The sequence below is a fragment of the Massilia sp. TWR1-2-2 genome, assembly GCF_049897565.1.
Taxonomy (GTDB): domain Bacteria; phylum Pseudomonadota; class Gammaproteobacteria; order Burkholderiales; family Burkholderiaceae_D; genus JAFCUW01.
Genome location: NZ_JAFCWM010000035.1, coordinates 1 through 14,417 on the forward strand (window position 1 = coordinate 1; position 14,417 = coordinate 14,417).

Sequence of the window (14,417 nt, forward strand, 5' to 3'; positions counted from 1 at the left end):
CCCGAACAGGACCGTGAAACGATATTACGCCGATGATAGTGCTGCAACCAGTGTGAAAGTAGGTTATCGTCAGGCTAGTTATAAGAGAAAAACCCCAGCAGAAATGCTGGGGTTTTTTTCGTTAAGCTGTTGAAATAATGTCAAAGCTATTATTTGCGGAAGATAAATGGCATCGAAGATAGCGCGAGGACCCCTGCTGGTGGCCGCCGCTTTGCTCGGCACCGGTCACGCTCGCGCACAGACTACTGCCTCCGCCGCAGAATTGGTGGATGCGTTGAACCGTGTTTTCGGGACACGGCGACATGCGCGGGCCAATCATGCCAAGGGTCTTGTGGTTAGCGGTAGTTTCCGCCCCAGCCGTGACGCTGCGCTGGTGACGAAGGCGGTGCACTTGCAGCCTGCCCAGGCGCCCGTTAAAACAACGGTACGCTTTTCCAATTTCGGCGGTAATCCTCATGTCGCGGATGGCGACCCTGGTGCCGCGCCGTATGGCATGGCGATCAAGTTCGCGCTTTCCAACGGCGAAGAGACCGATATCGTCATGCATTCGTTCAATGGCTTCCCGTCGCGAACGACCAATGAGTTTCGCGATTTCCTCACCGCCTTGGCGAAAAGTCCGGCGGGCAGCCCTCAGCCTTCCCCGCTGCAGCGGTATGCCGCGACGCATGAACGGGCCAGGTTCTTCCTCGATGCGGTCAAACCGGCGCCCGAGAGCTTCGCCTCGCAGCCTTACTTTGGCGTGAACACCTTCAAGTTCATCGACGCCGCCGGCGCGGCGCGCTATGGGCGCTACCGTTTCGTCCCTGACGCGACCCGCTACCTCGCCCAGGCAGCCAAACCAGGCGGCCCGCCGATTATCTGCACACTGAACTGCGCAAACGGCTTTCGCATGCGCCCGTCGCCATGAAGCTGCTGCTCCAGATGGCCGAAAAGGGCGATGCGCTGGACGATCCGAGTGTGGCCTGGCCCGAGCAGCGCCGGCTTATCGAGCTCGGCACGTTGACAATCAATGCAGTCGCCGGGGATAGCCCGGCGGCCGAGCAACGCTTGTCGTTCTTCCCCGATGATCTGCCGGACGGTATCGAAGTGCAGGATCCGATGCTGAAAGACCGCACCAAGTCGTACGCCGAATCGCTGAAGCGGCGTCAGCAATAACTGCGGCAGCGGCCCCCGACGACTACGTCGCCACCCGCGCTTCCTCCGGCTGCGCCACCTTGGCACCCCTGCTAATGCTCTCGCCGTCCTCGCGCCGCAATCCCCAGAACGCCAGCGACGACAGGATCGTCACCACCGACAGCGCGACGAAGGCGCTGTGCAGCGCGGTCGTGACCATGCCGCGGTTGGTTTGCGGAATATCGCCGAGGAACCAGCCTGCGACCAGGGTGCCCGCCGCCAGGCCAAAACTCATCGATAACTGCTGAAACGAACTCGAGATGGTGCTCGCCATGCTCGAGTCTTCCGGCGACACGTCCGCATACGCCAGGGTATTCATGCTGGAGAACTGCAGCGAATTGAAAAACCCCTGCATCAGACCGAGCATGACGATCAGCGCCAGTGGCGAACCAGGCTTGATCAGCGCAAACAGGCCGATCGTGATGCCGATGAACACCGTGTTGACGATCAGGATCTGGCGGTAGCCGAAGCGGGCCAGCAACCGCGGTGAAATCAGCTTCATGCCCATCGCCGCCAGTGCGGTCGGCATCATCAGCAGGCCCGACTTCCATGCCGGCAGGCTCAGCCCGATCTGATACAGAAGCGGCAGCAGGAATGGCAACCCGCCGACGCCCAGGCGCGTGACGAAGCCGCCCAGCACGGCGACCCGGAAGGTGCGGATCCGCAGTAGCGTCAGGCGCAGCAGCGGAAATTCGATCCCGCTCGCGTGCCAGCCATAGGCAACGAGCAACGCCATCGACACCACCAGCATGAAGGCGGCGGTAGTCGGCTCGAGCGTGTGCTCGCCGAAAATTTCAAGCAGCCAGGAAAGCAGCGCCGTGCCGCAGCTAAACAGGATGAAGCCGACAACGTCGAGTGGGCGCCGCTCGGTGCCGCGATAGTCGGGCATGTAACGGAACACGAGGTACAAGGCAACCAGTCCGACCGGCACGTTGACAAAGAAAATGGCGCGCCACGACACCCAGTGCACGATCAGGCCGCCGACAGTTGGCCCCAGCAGCGGTCCGATCAGGGCCGGAATGATGACGAAATTCATCGCGCCGAGTAATTCTGCCTTGGGGAAAGTACGGATGATGGCGAGTCGGCCAACCGGCATCATCATCGCGCCGCCGATACCCTGCAGCAAGCGCGCGGCCGTCATCATCGGCACGCTTTGCGCGAGGCCACACAGCACGGAGGCAAAGGTGAAAATGGCGATGGCGATGCCGAACACGCGGCGGGTGCCGTAGCGGTCGGCCATCCAGCCACTGACGGGAATGCCGACGGCCAGGCTGAGGATGTAGCTGGTAACGACCGACTTCAGGCTCAGCGGCGTGACGTGCAGGCTCGCGGCGATGCTGGGAATTGCGGTGTTGACGATGGTGGCATCGAGCTGTTCCATGAACAGCGCGGTTGCCACCACCCACGGCAGATACTTCTTGATGGCGGTATCGGTCATCGGTCCTCTTGCGTCACAAGGCGCAACAGGTGCGCCGAATCCGATTGTCACATAAATCAGATGACGGCGAGGTCAACCGGACACGCCCCTGTCAGAAGCGGTATGCCGCCTTCAGCACGAAAAAGTTGACGCCGCTGTTCGGCTTCTTGAAGCCGCCGTTCGAGTAATGCTGGATCCTTGCGCTCAATTCCCACTTGTTGGGGAGCGCATAGCCCGCGCCGATGTGGTCGGCAAACTGGAACGCCGTCGATAGCCGGTTGTCGTCGTTGTCATACAGTTGCGAGAACAGGCTGACGCCGATGCCGGCTTCACCGAACCAGCCCAGCTTGTCGGCGCGCTCGTAGCGAAACACCGGGGTCAGGCCGATCACCGTGATGTTCTGGTGCTCGCCGCTGCGGTTCTGATACTTGTTGCCGCGCCACTGACCCAAGTTGGCATCCCAGTAGCCCGACAGATGGTAATTGTTCGACACGAACCACTTGCGATCCCAGTTCGACTGCGCGCTGATGCGCACCATCTGCACTTTGCTGCCGCTGCCCACTTCCACCGCGGCCGAGTCGAACGACGGCGCCGCCGCGAAAGCGGCCGGCAATGCCAGCAGGGCGCCAACGGCCACGACCGGCTTCAAAAATTTCATATTCAGGTACATATACCGCTTTCGTCAAAAGGTGTAATTTCATCAAGCACAGGACATTGTACCGGGTTGGAAAATCGGCGCTGTCGGCCGCCACGTTACAATCGGAGCACAACACGATTCGATCAAAGGAGCTCGCCATGACACCACCGACCATCGCCTTTCTCGGCATCGGCCTGATGGGCAGACCGATGGCGTCGCGCCTGGCCCGCGCCGGCTTTCCGGTACGCGCCTGGAACCGCACCGCGGCCAAGGCCGAAGCGCTGCGGGCCCTGGGCGCCTCGCCGCAGCCGGAACTGGCCGGCGCTGTGGCAGGCGCCGACATCATCATCTCGATGCTCGAATCGGGCGCCGCCGTCGCGGCCGTCATCGACGCCGCGCTGCCGTCCCTGAGCGCGGGCGCCTTGTGGATCGACATGAGTTCGACCCAGCAGGGGGAAGCGCTCGCCTTCGATCAACGCCTGCAAGCGGGCGGCGTCAGCTTCGTCGATGCGCCCGTGTCGGGCGGCGTCGTCGGCGCCGAGGCCGGCTCGCTGGCAATCATGGCCGGCGCCAGCGTGTGCGATTTCGCGCGGGCCGAGCCGGTCTTGCAGGCGATGGGCAATCCAACCCTGGTCGGGCCGGTCGGCAGCGGCCAGGTTGCCAAGCTGTGCAATCAGCTGATCGTCGGCGGCACGCTCGACATCGTTGCCGAAGCGCTGCTGCTGGCGCAGGCCGCCGGCGCCGATCCGGCCGCGGTGCGCGCGGCGCTGCGCGGCGGCTTTGCCGAGAGCCGTATCCTCGAAGTGCACGGCCAGCGCATGCTGGAGCGCAATTTCATGCCGGGCGGGCAAGTCAAAAGCCAGTTGAAAGACTTGCGCAACGTGCTCGTGGCCGCCGCCGATGCCGGCGTGGTGCTTCCGCTGGCCGCCCTCGTCACCGAGCACTACAGCGCTATCGCCGACGCCTACCTCGGCGCCGACCAGTGCGCCACGCTGCTTGCGCTGGAAAAGGTCAACCCGGGCCACCGGCTGGGCGACGGCCCGGACCAGTTGCCCTAGCCGACGGGCAGGCTCATCTCCGCCAGGCGCACCCAGTAGCTCGCGCCGATCGGCAACAGTGTGTCGTTGAAGTCGTAGCTGGCGTTGTGCAGCTGACACGGTCCGAGCCCGTGCCCGCCTTCGCGGTGCGCGCCCTCGCCATTGCCGATGAACACGTAGCAGCCAGGCTTGGCCTGCAGCATGAAGGCGAAATCTTCCGCGCCCATGGTCGGTTCGACATTCGTGTCGACCTTGCCGGCGCCGGCCACCGCGCGCATCGCCTCGATGGCGAACGCGGTCTGCTCCGGGTGGTTCACCAGCGGCGGATAATTGCGCTTGAAGCCGAATTCGACGGTGGCGCGAAATCCGGCCGCCGTGTGCGAGGCGATTTCTTCCATGCGGCGCTCGATCAGGTCCAGCACCCCGGTGGTAAACGTGCGCACGGTGCCGATCATCACCGCTTCGTCGGGAATGACGTTGGTGGCGCTGCCGGCATGGATCTGCGTGATCGACAGCACCGCGGTGTCGAGCGGACTTTTTTCGCGCGAGATAACCGTCTGCCAACTCTGTGCGATCTGCACCGCCACCATCACCGGGTCGACGCCCTTGTGCGGCTGCGCCGCGTGGGCGCCCTTGCCCTTGACGACGACGCGAAATTCGTTACTGGACGCCATCATCGGCCCGGCGACGACGCCGAAGCTGCCCGCTTCCATGCCGGGCCAGTTGTGCATGCCGTACACCGCGTCCATCGGAAACTGCGCGAACAGGCCATCTTCAATCATCTTGCGCGCACCGGCGCCGCCTTCCTCGGCCGGCTGGAAGATCAGGTACACGGTGCCGTCGAAATTGCGGCTGGTCGCCAGGTGGTGAGCGGCGCCGAGCAGCATCGCCGTGTGGCCGTCGTGGCCGCAAGCGTGCATTTTGCCGGCGTGGCGCGACGCATGGGCAAAGCTGTTTACTTCATGCATCGGCAGCGCGTCCATGTCGGCGCGCAGGCCGATCGCGCGCGCCGACGTGCCGTGCTTGATGATGCCGACCACGCCGGTGACGCCCAGGCCGCGCACCACCGGGATGCCCCATTCGGTCAGGCGCGCCGCCACCACGTCGGCGGTGCGCTCTTCTTCATAACAAAGTTCAGGGTGCGCGTGCAGGTCGCGCCGGATCTGTTCGAGCTCCGCTTGAAACGCAATAATTGGTTCAACGAGGTTCATCTTGTTCTCCTGGAATGCATGACTGCCAATGCCATTGTAGAACTATTGTAGCCCTACTCGTCATTGGAAGACCAGCTTGTGACGACGGGCACTCTTTTGCGCTGGAATTCGTTTAAAGTAGGGGTTTCATTCCTTCGTTTCTGGCCCCCTCGATGACGACCAAACAAGTGCGCGCCACCTGCCCGCACGACTGCCCCGACACCTGCGCCTTGCTCATCACCGTGGAAGACGGCGTCGCCACGGAAGTGAAGGGCGATCCGGATCACCCGACCACCGCCGGCGTGCTGTGCACGAAGGTCGCCCGCTACGCCGAGCGCACCTACCACCCCGAGCGCCTGCTGCACCCGATGCGCCGCGTCGGCAAAAAAGGCGAGGGCAAGTTCGAGCGCATCAGCTGGGACGAGGCGATCGACACGATCGCCCAGCGGCTCGGCGAGATCGCCGCGCGCGCCCCGCAGGCGGTGCTGCCCTACAGTTATTGCGGCACCATGGGACTGGTGCAGGGCGAGTCGATGTCGTCGCGCTTTTTCAACCAGCTCGGCGCCTCGCACCTGGACCGCACCATCTGCGCGATGGCCGGCGCCACCGGCTACCGCTACACCATCGGCGCCTCGATCGGCACCGACCTCGAACAGTTCCAGGACGCGAAGCTGATCATCATCTGGGGCGGCAATCCGATCGCCTCGAACCTGCATTTCTGGACCCGCGCGCAGGAAGCGAAGCGGCGCGGCGCGCGCCTGATCGCGATCGATCCGTACCGCTCGCTGACGGCCGAAAAATGCCATCAGCATATCGCCCTGCTGCCCGGCACCGATGCCGCGCTGGCGCTCGGCATGATGCACGTGCTGATCGCCGAGAACCTGGTCGACGACGACTACATCGCGCGCCACACCCTCGGCTTCGACCAGCTCAAGGAGCGTGCCGCCGAATGGCCGCCCGAGCGCGCGGCGCAAACATGCGGCATCAGCGCCGATGAAGTTGTCGACCTCGCGCGCGAATATGGCCAGGCCGCGCGCCGCGGCGAGCCGGTCGCCATCCGCGTCAACTACGGCGTGCAGCGCGTGCGCGGCGGCGGCATGTCGGTGCGCACCATCGCTTGCCTGCCGGCGCTGGTCGGCGCCTGGCGCCACGCCGCCGGCGGCATCCAGCTGTCGACCTCCGGCTCGTTCCCGGCCAACCGCACCGCGCTGCAGCGCCCCGACCTGCAAAAGCAGCCGGTCCGCACCATCAACATGACCACCATCGGCGACGACCTGCTGAAGGGCGCCTCGCCCGAATTCGGCCCGAAGATCGAAGCGGTCATCGTCTACAACGCCAACCCGCTGGCGATCGCGCCCGATTCCGACAAGGTCATGCGCGGCTTCCTGCGCGAGGATCTGTTTACCGTCGTGCTCGAGCACTTCCAGACCGACAGCGCCGACTACGCCGACATCCTGCTGCCGGCCACCACCCAGCTCGAACACGTCGACGCCCACCTCGCCTACGGCCACCTGTACATGATGGCCAATAACGCGGCCATCGCGCCGATGGGCGAGGCCAAGCCGAACACCGAGATCTTCCGCCTGCTGGCCGCGCGCATGGGCTACGACGACCCGTGCTTCCGGCAAAGCGACGACGAGCTGGCGGCCCAGGCTTTCGACAAGAGCCACCCGCGCGCGATCCACTTCGACTGGGAAGCGCTCAAGCAGCGCGGCTGGCAAAAGCTCGACATGCCCGACGCGCCATTCGCCGACGGCGGCTTCGCCACGCCGTCCGGCAAGTGCGAGTTCTATTCGGCGTCGATGCTGGCCGACGGCCACGATCCGCTGCCGACCTATACGCCGCCGTACGAGTCAAGCGCGTCGAACCCCGAGCTGGCCAGCCGCTATCCGCTGGCGATGATCTCGCCGCCGGCGCGCAACTTCCTCAACTCCACCTTCGTCAACGTCAAGAGCCTGCGCGGCGCCGAAGGCGAACCGCACCTCGACATCCATCCCGCCGACGGCGCCCACCGCGGCATCGTCGACGGCGACATGGTGCGCATCTTTAACGACCGCGGCTCGTTCGTGGCCAAGGCGCGCGTCACGTCCAAGGCGCGCGCCGGCCTCGTGGTCGGCCTGTCGGTGTGGTGGAAAAAGCTCGCCAGCGACGGCAAGAACGCCAACGAAGTGACCGGCCAGCGCCTGACCGACATGGGGCGCGGACCGACCTTCTACGACACCCTGGTGCAGGTCGAAAAAGCTGCGGCGGTGCAGCCATGAAGCGCCTGGCATTGTCGCGGGGAACTAAGTGCGTGCTGATGGCCGGCCTGGCCGCGGAGCTGCTGGCCGGCTGCTCGACCATCAACTACTACTCGCAGGCGGCGCACGGCCAGCTGGCGCTGCTGTCCGATTCGCGCCCGGTCGACGACTGGCTGTCCGACCCGGCCACCAATCCGAAGCTGCGCACGCGGCTTGCGTCCGCGCGCCAGATCCGCCAGTACGCGGTCGAGCACCTCGGCCTGCCCGACAACCAGAGCTACAAGAACTACACCGCGCTGACCCGGCCCTACGTGGTGTGGAACGTGGTCGCCACGCCGGAGCTGTCGCTGGCGCCGCTGCAGTGGTGCTTCCCGGTCGCCGGCTGCGTCAATTACCGCGGCTATTACGGCAAGGACGACGCCCAGGACTATGCCAGCGAGCTGCGTGCCCAGGGCCACGACGTCCAGGTCGGCGGCGTGTCGGCGTATTCGACGCTGGGCTGGTTCAACGACCCGCTGATCTCGACGTTCATCAACTATCCGGACGCTGAACTGGCGCGCCTGATTTTCCACGAACTGGCGCACCAGGTGGTGTACGTGGCGGGCGACTCGCAGTTCAACGAGTCGTTTGCCAGCGCGGTGGAAGAAGCCGGCGTCGAACACTGGATGGAGCGCTTCGGCAATGCGGCGATGCGCGAAAACTACGCCAGGTACACGGCGCGCAAGCAGCAGTTCCTGCAGCTGCTGCTCGACTGCCGCCGCGCACTCGAACGCAATTATGCATCGAGCATCAGCGACGCCGACAAGCGCGCCGGCAAGGCGCGCCTGTTCCGCCAGCTGCGGGACGACTACCTGGTGCTCAAGGAGAGCTGGGGCGGCTACGCCGGCTACGACCGTTTCTTCGCCGAGCCGCTGTCGAACGCCCACCTGGCGTCGATCGCGACCTACAACGATTTCGTGCCCGCCTTTCGCGCGCTGCTGGCGCGCGAGCGCAGCTTCGGCGGCTTTTACCAGGCGGTGCGCCGCATCGCCGACCTCGATCGCGGCGAGCGGCACCGGCGCCTGAAGACGCTCGGCGGCACCATGGCGGGACTGTAAGGACCGGCGCGGCGCCTTGGCGCGCCGGTCAGTACAGCAGTTGTACCCAGTGCTGGTAGATCGGCAGGCCAATGAGCACGTTGACCGGAAACGTGATGCCAAGCGCGGCGAGCATCGCCAGTCCAATATTGGCGTTCGGGATGGCCGCCCGTATCGCTGCCGGCGCGGCGATGTACGAGGCGCTGGCAGTCAGTGCGGCCAGCACGACGGCGCTGCCGGCCGGCAGGCGCAGCGCCAGCGCGGCAGCGATGCCGACCCACGCCAGCGCAAACGGCATCGCAACGGCGAACACCATCAGGCGCCAGTGCTTCCATGGCAGCGGCGAGCAGACCTTGGCGGTACACAGTCCCATCTCCAGTAAAAACAGCGCCAGCATCGTCTTGAAGCCATCGAGCAGCACAGGCGTGAGCGAGGCAAGCCCGATCGGGCCGTACGCATAGCCGATCAACACGCCACCGCCGAGCAGCAACACGCCTCGGCTGGTCAAGGCCTCGCGCAGGATGCCGCCGCCGCCGGCCTGGCCGCAACTGCGGCGGTGGTACCACAGCATCACCACGATGGCCGGCAGCTCGAGCATGACGAGGTGCAGCGTGGTCTGTGGATTGACCGGCAGGCCGGATCGCTCGACCAGCGTCAGCACGACAGCGAAGGTGCCTGCGCTCACCGAGCCGTAGTGCGCGGCGATGCTGGCCGCGTCGTCGAGCCCCAGGCCGACCCACTTGCGCAAGATGGGATAGCACGCCAGCGGCAGCACGGCGCCAAGCGCGGCCACCGACAGCAGTTCGACCATCATGCCCACTTCAAACTTGCCATGCAGCGCCATCCCGCCTTTCAGGCCGAGCACCAGCATCAGCAAGATCGACAGCGTGTCATAAATCGACTGCGGAACCTTCAGGTCTGACTTGACCAGCCCCGCCAACAGCCCGAGGGCGAAGAATGCGATCACAATATCCGGCATGCAGCTCTTTCGTCGATGCGTATCAGGACCGACAGTGTGGCGCGGCACGCCCATATGTCATAATAAATTGTTTGCCACGCATCCATTGACGATCATCTATGAATATCCGACACCTGAGCTTCCGCCTGCTGCAGGTCTACATCCAGACGGTCAGGTCAGCCAGCATCTCGGCGGCGGCGCGCGCGTTGCACCTGACGCAGCCGACCGTGTCGCTGCAACTGAAAAAACTTGCGGACGAGGTCGGCGAAGCGCTGTTCGTCAGCCGCGACGGGCGCATGGTGACGACGCCTGTCGGCGACGAGCTGTACCGCGCTGCGTGCGACGTGATCGGGCGCTTCGACGATTTCAACGGCTTTCTCGACCACGCCCGCGGCGGCCACTCCGGCACGCTCAGTATCGGCATTGTCACCACGGCAAAGTATGTGGTGCCGCGCATCCTTGGCGGGTTCTACCGTCAGTCGCCAGGCGTCAACGTAACGCTCAACATCGGCAACCGCGCCCACATCCTCGATCGCTTCGCCCGGCAGGAAGACGACTTGTACGTGTTCAGCCATCCGCCCACCGGCGCCAGCGTGCAGGCCAGGCGCATACTCAGCAATCCCTTGCAGGTCATCGCGCCGCTCGAGCACTGGAGCGCCGGCCTGCGCCAGCTGTCGTTCGAGCAGTTGCGCGGCGAGCGCTTCCTGATCCGCGAGCCGGGCTCGGCCACCCGCATGATGCTCGAGGCGTGGCTCATCGGCCATGGCCTGGAACTCGGCGCGACGATGCAGATCGAGAGCAACGAAGCGATCCGCCTGGCCGTCGCCGCTGGCCTGGGCCTGTCGGTGATTTCGGCCCACACGCTGCAGGAAGGGCGCGAGCGGCTCGCCGTGCTGCCGGTCGACGGCTTTCCGCTGGAGAGCAACTGGTACCTGGTGTGCAGGAAGGACCGCCGCCTCCAGCAAGCGGCCATGCAGCTGATCGGTTTCATGGCCGGCCATTTGCAGCATTGCGTCGATCCGGCCCTGGTGGCGCCGGACATCGCCACCTTGGCGCAGTACTTCTCGAGCGGCGCTGTTGCCGGGCACGAACGGAGACGACTAGAATAGTTGCTCCAATTGCAGCAAAACCCTTGCGTCCGAGCGTCCGCCCCGATAGCATCGTTGGGGAAACAACCATGCAGGTTCCGGATACCGGCGCCCATAACGATAACGATAGAGACAGAAGGCACCCAGATGGATAAATTTTGGCTGAAATCCTACCCCGCCGGCGTGCCGGCGGAAATCAACCCGGACCAGTATAGTTCGCTGGTTCAGCTGCTGGAGGAATCGTTCGTCAAGTTCGCCGACCGTAACGCCTATGTCTGCATGGACAAGTTTCTCACCTACGCCGAACTCGATGCCTACTCGCGCAAAGCGGCCGCATGGCTGCAAAGCCGCGGCATGAAAAAAGGCGCGCGCGTGGCCGTCATGATGCCCAACGTGCTGCAGTATCCGATCGCCATCGCCGCCATCCTGCGTGCCGGCTACACGGTCGTCAACGTCAATCCGCTGTACACCCCGCGCGAGCTGGAACACCAGCTGGCCGACTCCGGCAGCGAAGCGATCATCGTGTTGGAAAACTTCGCCACCACGCTCGAACAGGTGCTGCCGAAAACGCCGGTCAAGCACATCATCGTCGCCAGCATGGGCGAGATGCTCGGCGGCGCCAAGGGCATGATCGTCAACTTCGTCGTGCGAAACGTCAAGAAGATGGTGCCGGCCTACTCGCTGCCGAACGCGGTGCGCTTCAAGGACATGCTGTCGCAGGGCGCCCGCATGACGTTCACCCCGGTCGAGGCGCAGTCGTCCGATATCGCCTTCCTGCAGTACACCGGCGGCACCACCGGCGTGTCGAAGGGCGCCACGCTGACCCACCGCAACATCATCGCCAACGTGCTGCAGTCGGAAGCCTGGTCGCAGCCGGCGCTGGCCAAGCCGCCCGTCGTCGAGCAGCTCAACATCGTCTGCGCGCTGCCGCTGTATCACATCTTCGCGCTGACGGCGTGCGCGATGTGGGGCATGCGCATCGGCGCGCTCAACATCCTGATTCCGAACCCGCGCGACATCGGCGGCTTCATCAAGGAGCTGACCAAGTACAAGATCAATTCGCTGCCGGCGGTGAACACGCTGTACAACGCGATGCTCAACCACCCCGATTTCGGCACCATCGATTTTTCAGGCATGAAGATGGCCAACGGCGGCGGCATGGCGGTGCAGCAGACCGTCAACGACAAGTGGCGCGCGGCGACGGGCGTGTGCATCATCGAAGGCTACGGCCTGTCGGAAACGTCGCCGGTGGCCACCTGCAACCGTGCCGACCTGACCGAATTCACCGGCCATATCGGCCTGCCGGTGCCGTCGACCGACATCGCCATCCTCGATGACGACGGCGTGCCGGTGGCGCTCGGCGAACGCGGCGAGATCGCCATCCGCGGCCCGCAGGTGATGGCCGGCTACTGGAACCGCCCGGACGAAACGGCCAATGTGATGACAGCTGAAGGTTTCTTCAAATCGGGCGACGTCGGCATCATGGACGCCGACGGATACGTTAAAATCGTCGACCGCAAGAAGGATATGATCCTGGTCTCCGGCTTTAACGTCTATCCGAACGAACTCGAAGGCGTGATCGCGGCCCATCCGGGCGTGCTCGAATGCGCCGTGATCGGCGTGCCGGACGAGAGTTCGGGCGAAGCGGTCAAGGTGTTCGTCGTGCGCAAGGACCCGACCCTGACCGCGGAACAGCTGATGGACTACTGCAAGCAGCACTTCACCGCTTACAAGAAGCCGAAGTACATCGAGTTCCGCACCGAGCTGCCGAAGACGAACGTCGGCAAGATCTTGCGCCGCATGCTGCGTGACGAGAAGCAGGCGGCGTAGCGGCAGGAATAGGCGAGCTGCCAGCAAAGACGCCCGGCCGCCGGGCGTTTTTCATTTTTACAGACTATTTGCACCGATGAGGTAAGTGATGGACAAGTTTTGGCTCAAGTCGTATCAACCGGGCGTGCCGGCGGAAATTGACTGGACGCAGTACCGCTCGCTGACGCACCTGCTGGAAGAATCGTTCCGCACCTACGCCGCGCGCCGCGCATTCGTCTGCATGGACAAGTCGATCACGTACGGCCAGCTTGACCGCATGTCGCAGCAGATGGGCGCCTGGCTGCAGTCGAAGGGCCTGAAGCCCGGTGCGCGCGTGGCCATCATGCTGCCCAACGTGCTGCAGTATCCGGTGGCGATGGCCGCGGCGCTGCGCGCCGGCTACGTCATCGTCAACGTCAACCCGCTTTACACCCCGCGCGAACTGCAGCACCAGCTGATCGACTCGGGCGCCGAAGCGATCCTGGTGCTCGAAAACTTCGCCACCACGCTCGAGAAGGTGATCGCCAGGACCCAGGTCAAGCACGTCATTGTCGCCAGCATGGGCGACATGCTCGGCGCGCTGAAGGGCACGATCGTCAACCTGGTGGTGCGCAAGGTGAAGAAGCTGGTACCGGCGTATTCGCTGCCTGGCGCCATCTCGTTCAATCGCATGATGGCCGAGGGCGCGCGCATGACGATGGCGCCGGTCGCCATCGGGCACGACGACATCGCCTTCCTGCAGTACACCGGCGGCACCACCGGCGTGTCGAAAGGCGCCGTGCTGCTGCACCGGAACGTGATCGCCAACGTGCTGCAGAACGAAGCCTGGATCCGCCCGACCATCGACACGCTGCCCAAGGACGAGCAGCTGCAGTTCATGTGCGCGCTGCCGCTGTATCACATCTACGCGCTGACGGTGTGCGCGCTGATGGGCATTCGCGTCGGCGGCATGAGCGTGCTCATTCCGAACCCGCGCGACATGGCCGGTTTCGTCAAGGAGCTCGGCAAGTACCGCATCAACATCTTCCCGGCGGTGAACACGCTGTACAACGGCCTGCTCAACAACCCGGAATTCGCCAAGCTCGATTTCTCCAGCTACCGCGTGTGCAATGGCGGCGGCATGGCGGTGCAGCAGGCGGTAGCCGACAAGTGGCTGAAGGTGACCGGCACGCCGATCGTCGAAGGCTATGGCTTGTCGGAGACGTCGCCGGTGGCGACCGCCAACCGTTGCGACATCCACGAGTTTTCCGGCTCCATCGGCCTGCCGTTCCCGTCGACCGAGATCAAGATCCTCGACGACGATGGCAACGAAGTCGCGCTCGGCGAGCGTGGCGAGGTGTCGATCCGCGGGCCGCAGGTCATGGCCGGCTACTGGAACCGGCCTGACGAGACGCTCAAGTCGATGACGTCGGATGGCTTCTTCAAGACCGGCGACATCGGCGTGATGGACGCCACCGGCAACACCCGCATTGTCGACCGCAAGAAGGACATGATCCTGGTATCGGGCTTTAACGTCTACCCGAACGAAATCGAAGCGGTGATCTCCGGGCACCCCGGCGTGCTCGAATGCGCTTGCGTGGGCGTACCGGATGCAAATACCGGCGAGGCGGTCAAGCTGTTCGTGGTGCGCCGCGACCCGGACCTGACCAAGGAGCAGCTGCTCGAGTTCTGCAAGGAGCAGCTGACGGCGTACAAGAAGCCGAAGTACATCGAGTTCAGGGACGATCTGCCGAAGACCAACGTCGGCAAGATCCTGCGCCGCGAACTGCGCGATACGCCGGCTGCTTAAGCC

The 14,417-nt window shown here is 64.4% G+C and carries 12 protein-coding genes; 8 read left to right on the forward strand and 4 right to left on the reverse strand.

Going from position 1 to position 14,417, the window contains the following annotated elements; translation table 11 throughout:
- Positions 1-166: 166 nt before the first annotated feature.
- Positions 167-907 (forward strand): catalase, encoded by a 741-nt coding sequence (locus tag ACP7DD_RS23045; RefSeq protein ID WP_426177258.1) that lies wholly within the window; start codon positions 167-169, stop codon positions 905-907.
- Complete coding sequence (locus tag ACP7DD_RS23050; RefSeq protein WP_426177260.1) at positions 904-1,155, forward strand: hypothetical protein; 252 nt, start codon at positions 904-906, stop codon at positions 1,153-1,155. The genes ACP7DD_RS23045 and ACP7DD_RS23050 overlap by 4 nt, the downstream gene beginning before the upstream one ends.
- A gap of 22 nt (positions 1,156-1,177) precedes the next feature.
- Here the strand turns inward: ACP7DD_RS23050 and ACP7DD_RS23055 are convergent, their stop codons facing one another.
- The gene (locus ACP7DD_RS23055) at positions 1,178-2,611 is read right to left on the reverse strand and encodes a DHA2 family efflux MFS transporter permease subunit (RefSeq protein ID WP_426177262.1); all 1,434 of its coding nucleotides are present in this window, start codon (positions 2,609-2,611) and stop codon (positions 1,178-1,180) included.
- Positions 2,612-2,702: 91 nt separating this feature from the next.
- Positions 2,703-3,248 (reverse strand): acyloxyacyl hydrolase, encoded by a 546-nt coding sequence (locus tag ACP7DD_RS23060; protein ID WP_426177264.1) that lies wholly within the window; start codon positions 3,246-3,248, stop codon positions 2,703-2,705.
- 137 nt (positions 3,249-3,385) lie between these two features.
- Between ACP7DD_RS23060 and ACP7DD_RS23065 the strand changes: the two genes are divergently transcribed.
- Entirely contained in the window at positions 3,386-4,285 is a 900-nt protein-coding gene (locus ACP7DD_RS23065; protein WP_426177265.1) for an NAD(P)-dependent oxidoreductase, read from the forward strand.
- Here ACP7DD_RS23065 and ACP7DD_RS23070 read toward each other — a convergent pair.
- Entirely contained in the window at positions 4,282-5,475 is a 1,194-nt protein-coding gene (locus tag ACP7DD_RS23070; RefSeq protein ID WP_426177266.1) for a M20 aminoacylase family protein, read from the reverse strand. The two genes, ACP7DD_RS23065 and ACP7DD_RS23070, sit on opposite strands and share 4 nt — an antisense overlap.
- A 152-nt stretch (positions 5,476-5,627) precedes the next feature.
- Here ACP7DD_RS23070 and ACP7DD_RS23075 point away from each other — a divergent pair, with 152 nt between their 5' ends.
- Positions 5,628-7,715, forward strand: a complete 2,088-nt coding sequence (locus ACP7DD_RS23075; protein WP_426177268.1) for a molybdopterin-containing oxidoreductase family protein — start codon at positions 5,628-5,630, stop codon at positions 7,713-7,715.
- Entirely contained in the window at positions 7,712-8,791 is a 1,080-nt protein-coding gene (locus ACP7DD_RS23080; protein WP_426177270.1) for an aminopeptidase, read from the forward strand. The genes ACP7DD_RS23075 and ACP7DD_RS23080 overlap by 4 nt, the downstream gene beginning before the upstream one ends.
- Before the next feature lie 28 nt (positions 8,792-8,819).
- On the opposite strand, the gene ACP7DD_RS23085 is transcribed toward ACP7DD_RS23080, so the two are convergent.
- Positions 8,820-9,749: a sodium-dependent bicarbonate transport family permease gene (locus ACP7DD_RS23085; RefSeq protein WP_426177272.1), complete on the reverse strand. Its 930-nt coding sequence runs from the start codon at positions 9,747-9,749 to the stop codon at positions 8,820-8,822.
- Between the two features lie 98 nt (positions 9,750-9,847).
- On the opposite strand from ACP7DD_RS23085, the gene ACP7DD_RS23090 reads away from it, so the two are divergent.
- The 3 genes from ACP7DD_RS23090 (at position 9,848) to ACP7DD_RS23100 (ending at position 14,414) form a co-directional block, all read left to right on the forward strand.
- Complete coding sequence (locus ACP7DD_RS23090; protein ID WP_426177274.1) at positions 9,848-10,837, forward strand: LysR substrate-binding domain-containing protein; 990 nt, start codon at positions 9,848-9,850, stop codon at positions 10,835-10,837.
- A 126-nt stretch (positions 10,838-10,963) separates the two neighbouring features.
- Positions 10,964-12,646: a long-chain-fatty-acid--CoA ligase gene (locus tag ACP7DD_RS23095; RefSeq protein WP_426177276.1), complete on the forward strand. Its 1,683-nt coding sequence runs from the start codon at positions 10,964-10,966 to the stop codon at positions 12,644-12,646.
- Between the two features lie 88 nt (positions 12,647-12,734).
- Positions 12,735-14,414, forward strand: coding sequence for a long-chain-fatty-acid--CoA ligase (locus ACP7DD_RS23100; protein WP_426177277.1), 1,680 nt, complete (start codon positions 12,735-12,737; stop codon positions 14,412-14,414).
- Positions 14,415-14,417: the final 3 nt, after the last annotated feature.

Coding starts and splice junctions, on each gene's coding strand:
- ACP7DD_RS23055 (WP_426177262.1), bottom strand. CDS start 2,611: ATGACCGATACCGCCATCAAGAAGTATCTGCCGTGGGTGGTGGCAACC.
- ACP7DD_RS23050 (WP_426177260.1), top strand. CDS start 904: ATGAAGCTGCTGCTCCAGATGGCCGAAAAGGGCGATGCGCTGGACGAT.
- ACP7DD_RS23045 (WP_426177258.1), top strand. CDS start 167: ATGGCATCGAAGATAGCGCGAGGACCCCTGCTGGTGGCCGCCGCTTTG.
- ACP7DD_RS23085 (WP_426177272.1), bottom strand. CDS start 9,749: ATGCCGGATATTGTGATCGCATTCTTCGCCCTCGGGCTGTTGGCGGGG.
- ACP7DD_RS23060 (WP_426177264.1), bottom strand. CDS start 3,248: ATGAAATTTTTGAAGCCGGTCGTGGCCGTTGGCGCCCTGCTGGCATTG.
- ACP7DD_RS23065 (WP_426177265.1), top strand. CDS start 3,386: ATGACACCACCGACCATCGCCTTTCTCGGCATCGGCCTGATGGGCAGA.
- ACP7DD_RS23095 (WP_426177276.1), top strand. CDS start 10,964: ATGGATAAATTTTGGCTGAAATCCTACCCCGCCGGCGTGCCGGCGGAA.
- ACP7DD_RS23075 (WP_426177268.1), top strand. CDS start 5,628: ATGACGACCAAACAAGTGCGCGCCACCTGCCCGCACGACTGCCCCGAC.
- ACP7DD_RS23090 (WP_426177274.1), top strand. CDS start 9,848: ATGAATATCCGACACCTGAGCTTCCGCCTGCTGCAGGTCTACATCCAG.
- ACP7DD_RS23080 (WP_426177270.1), top strand. CDS start 7,712: ATGAAGCGCCTGGCATTGTCGCGGGGAACTAAGTGCGTGCTGATGGCC.
- ACP7DD_RS23070 (WP_426177266.1), bottom strand. CDS start 5,475: ATGAACCTCGTTGAACCAATTATTGCGTTTCAAGCGGAGCTCGAACAG.
- ACP7DD_RS23100 (WP_426177277.1), top strand. CDS start 12,735: ATGGACAAGTTTTGGCTCAAGTCGTATCAACCGGGCGTGCCGGCGGAA.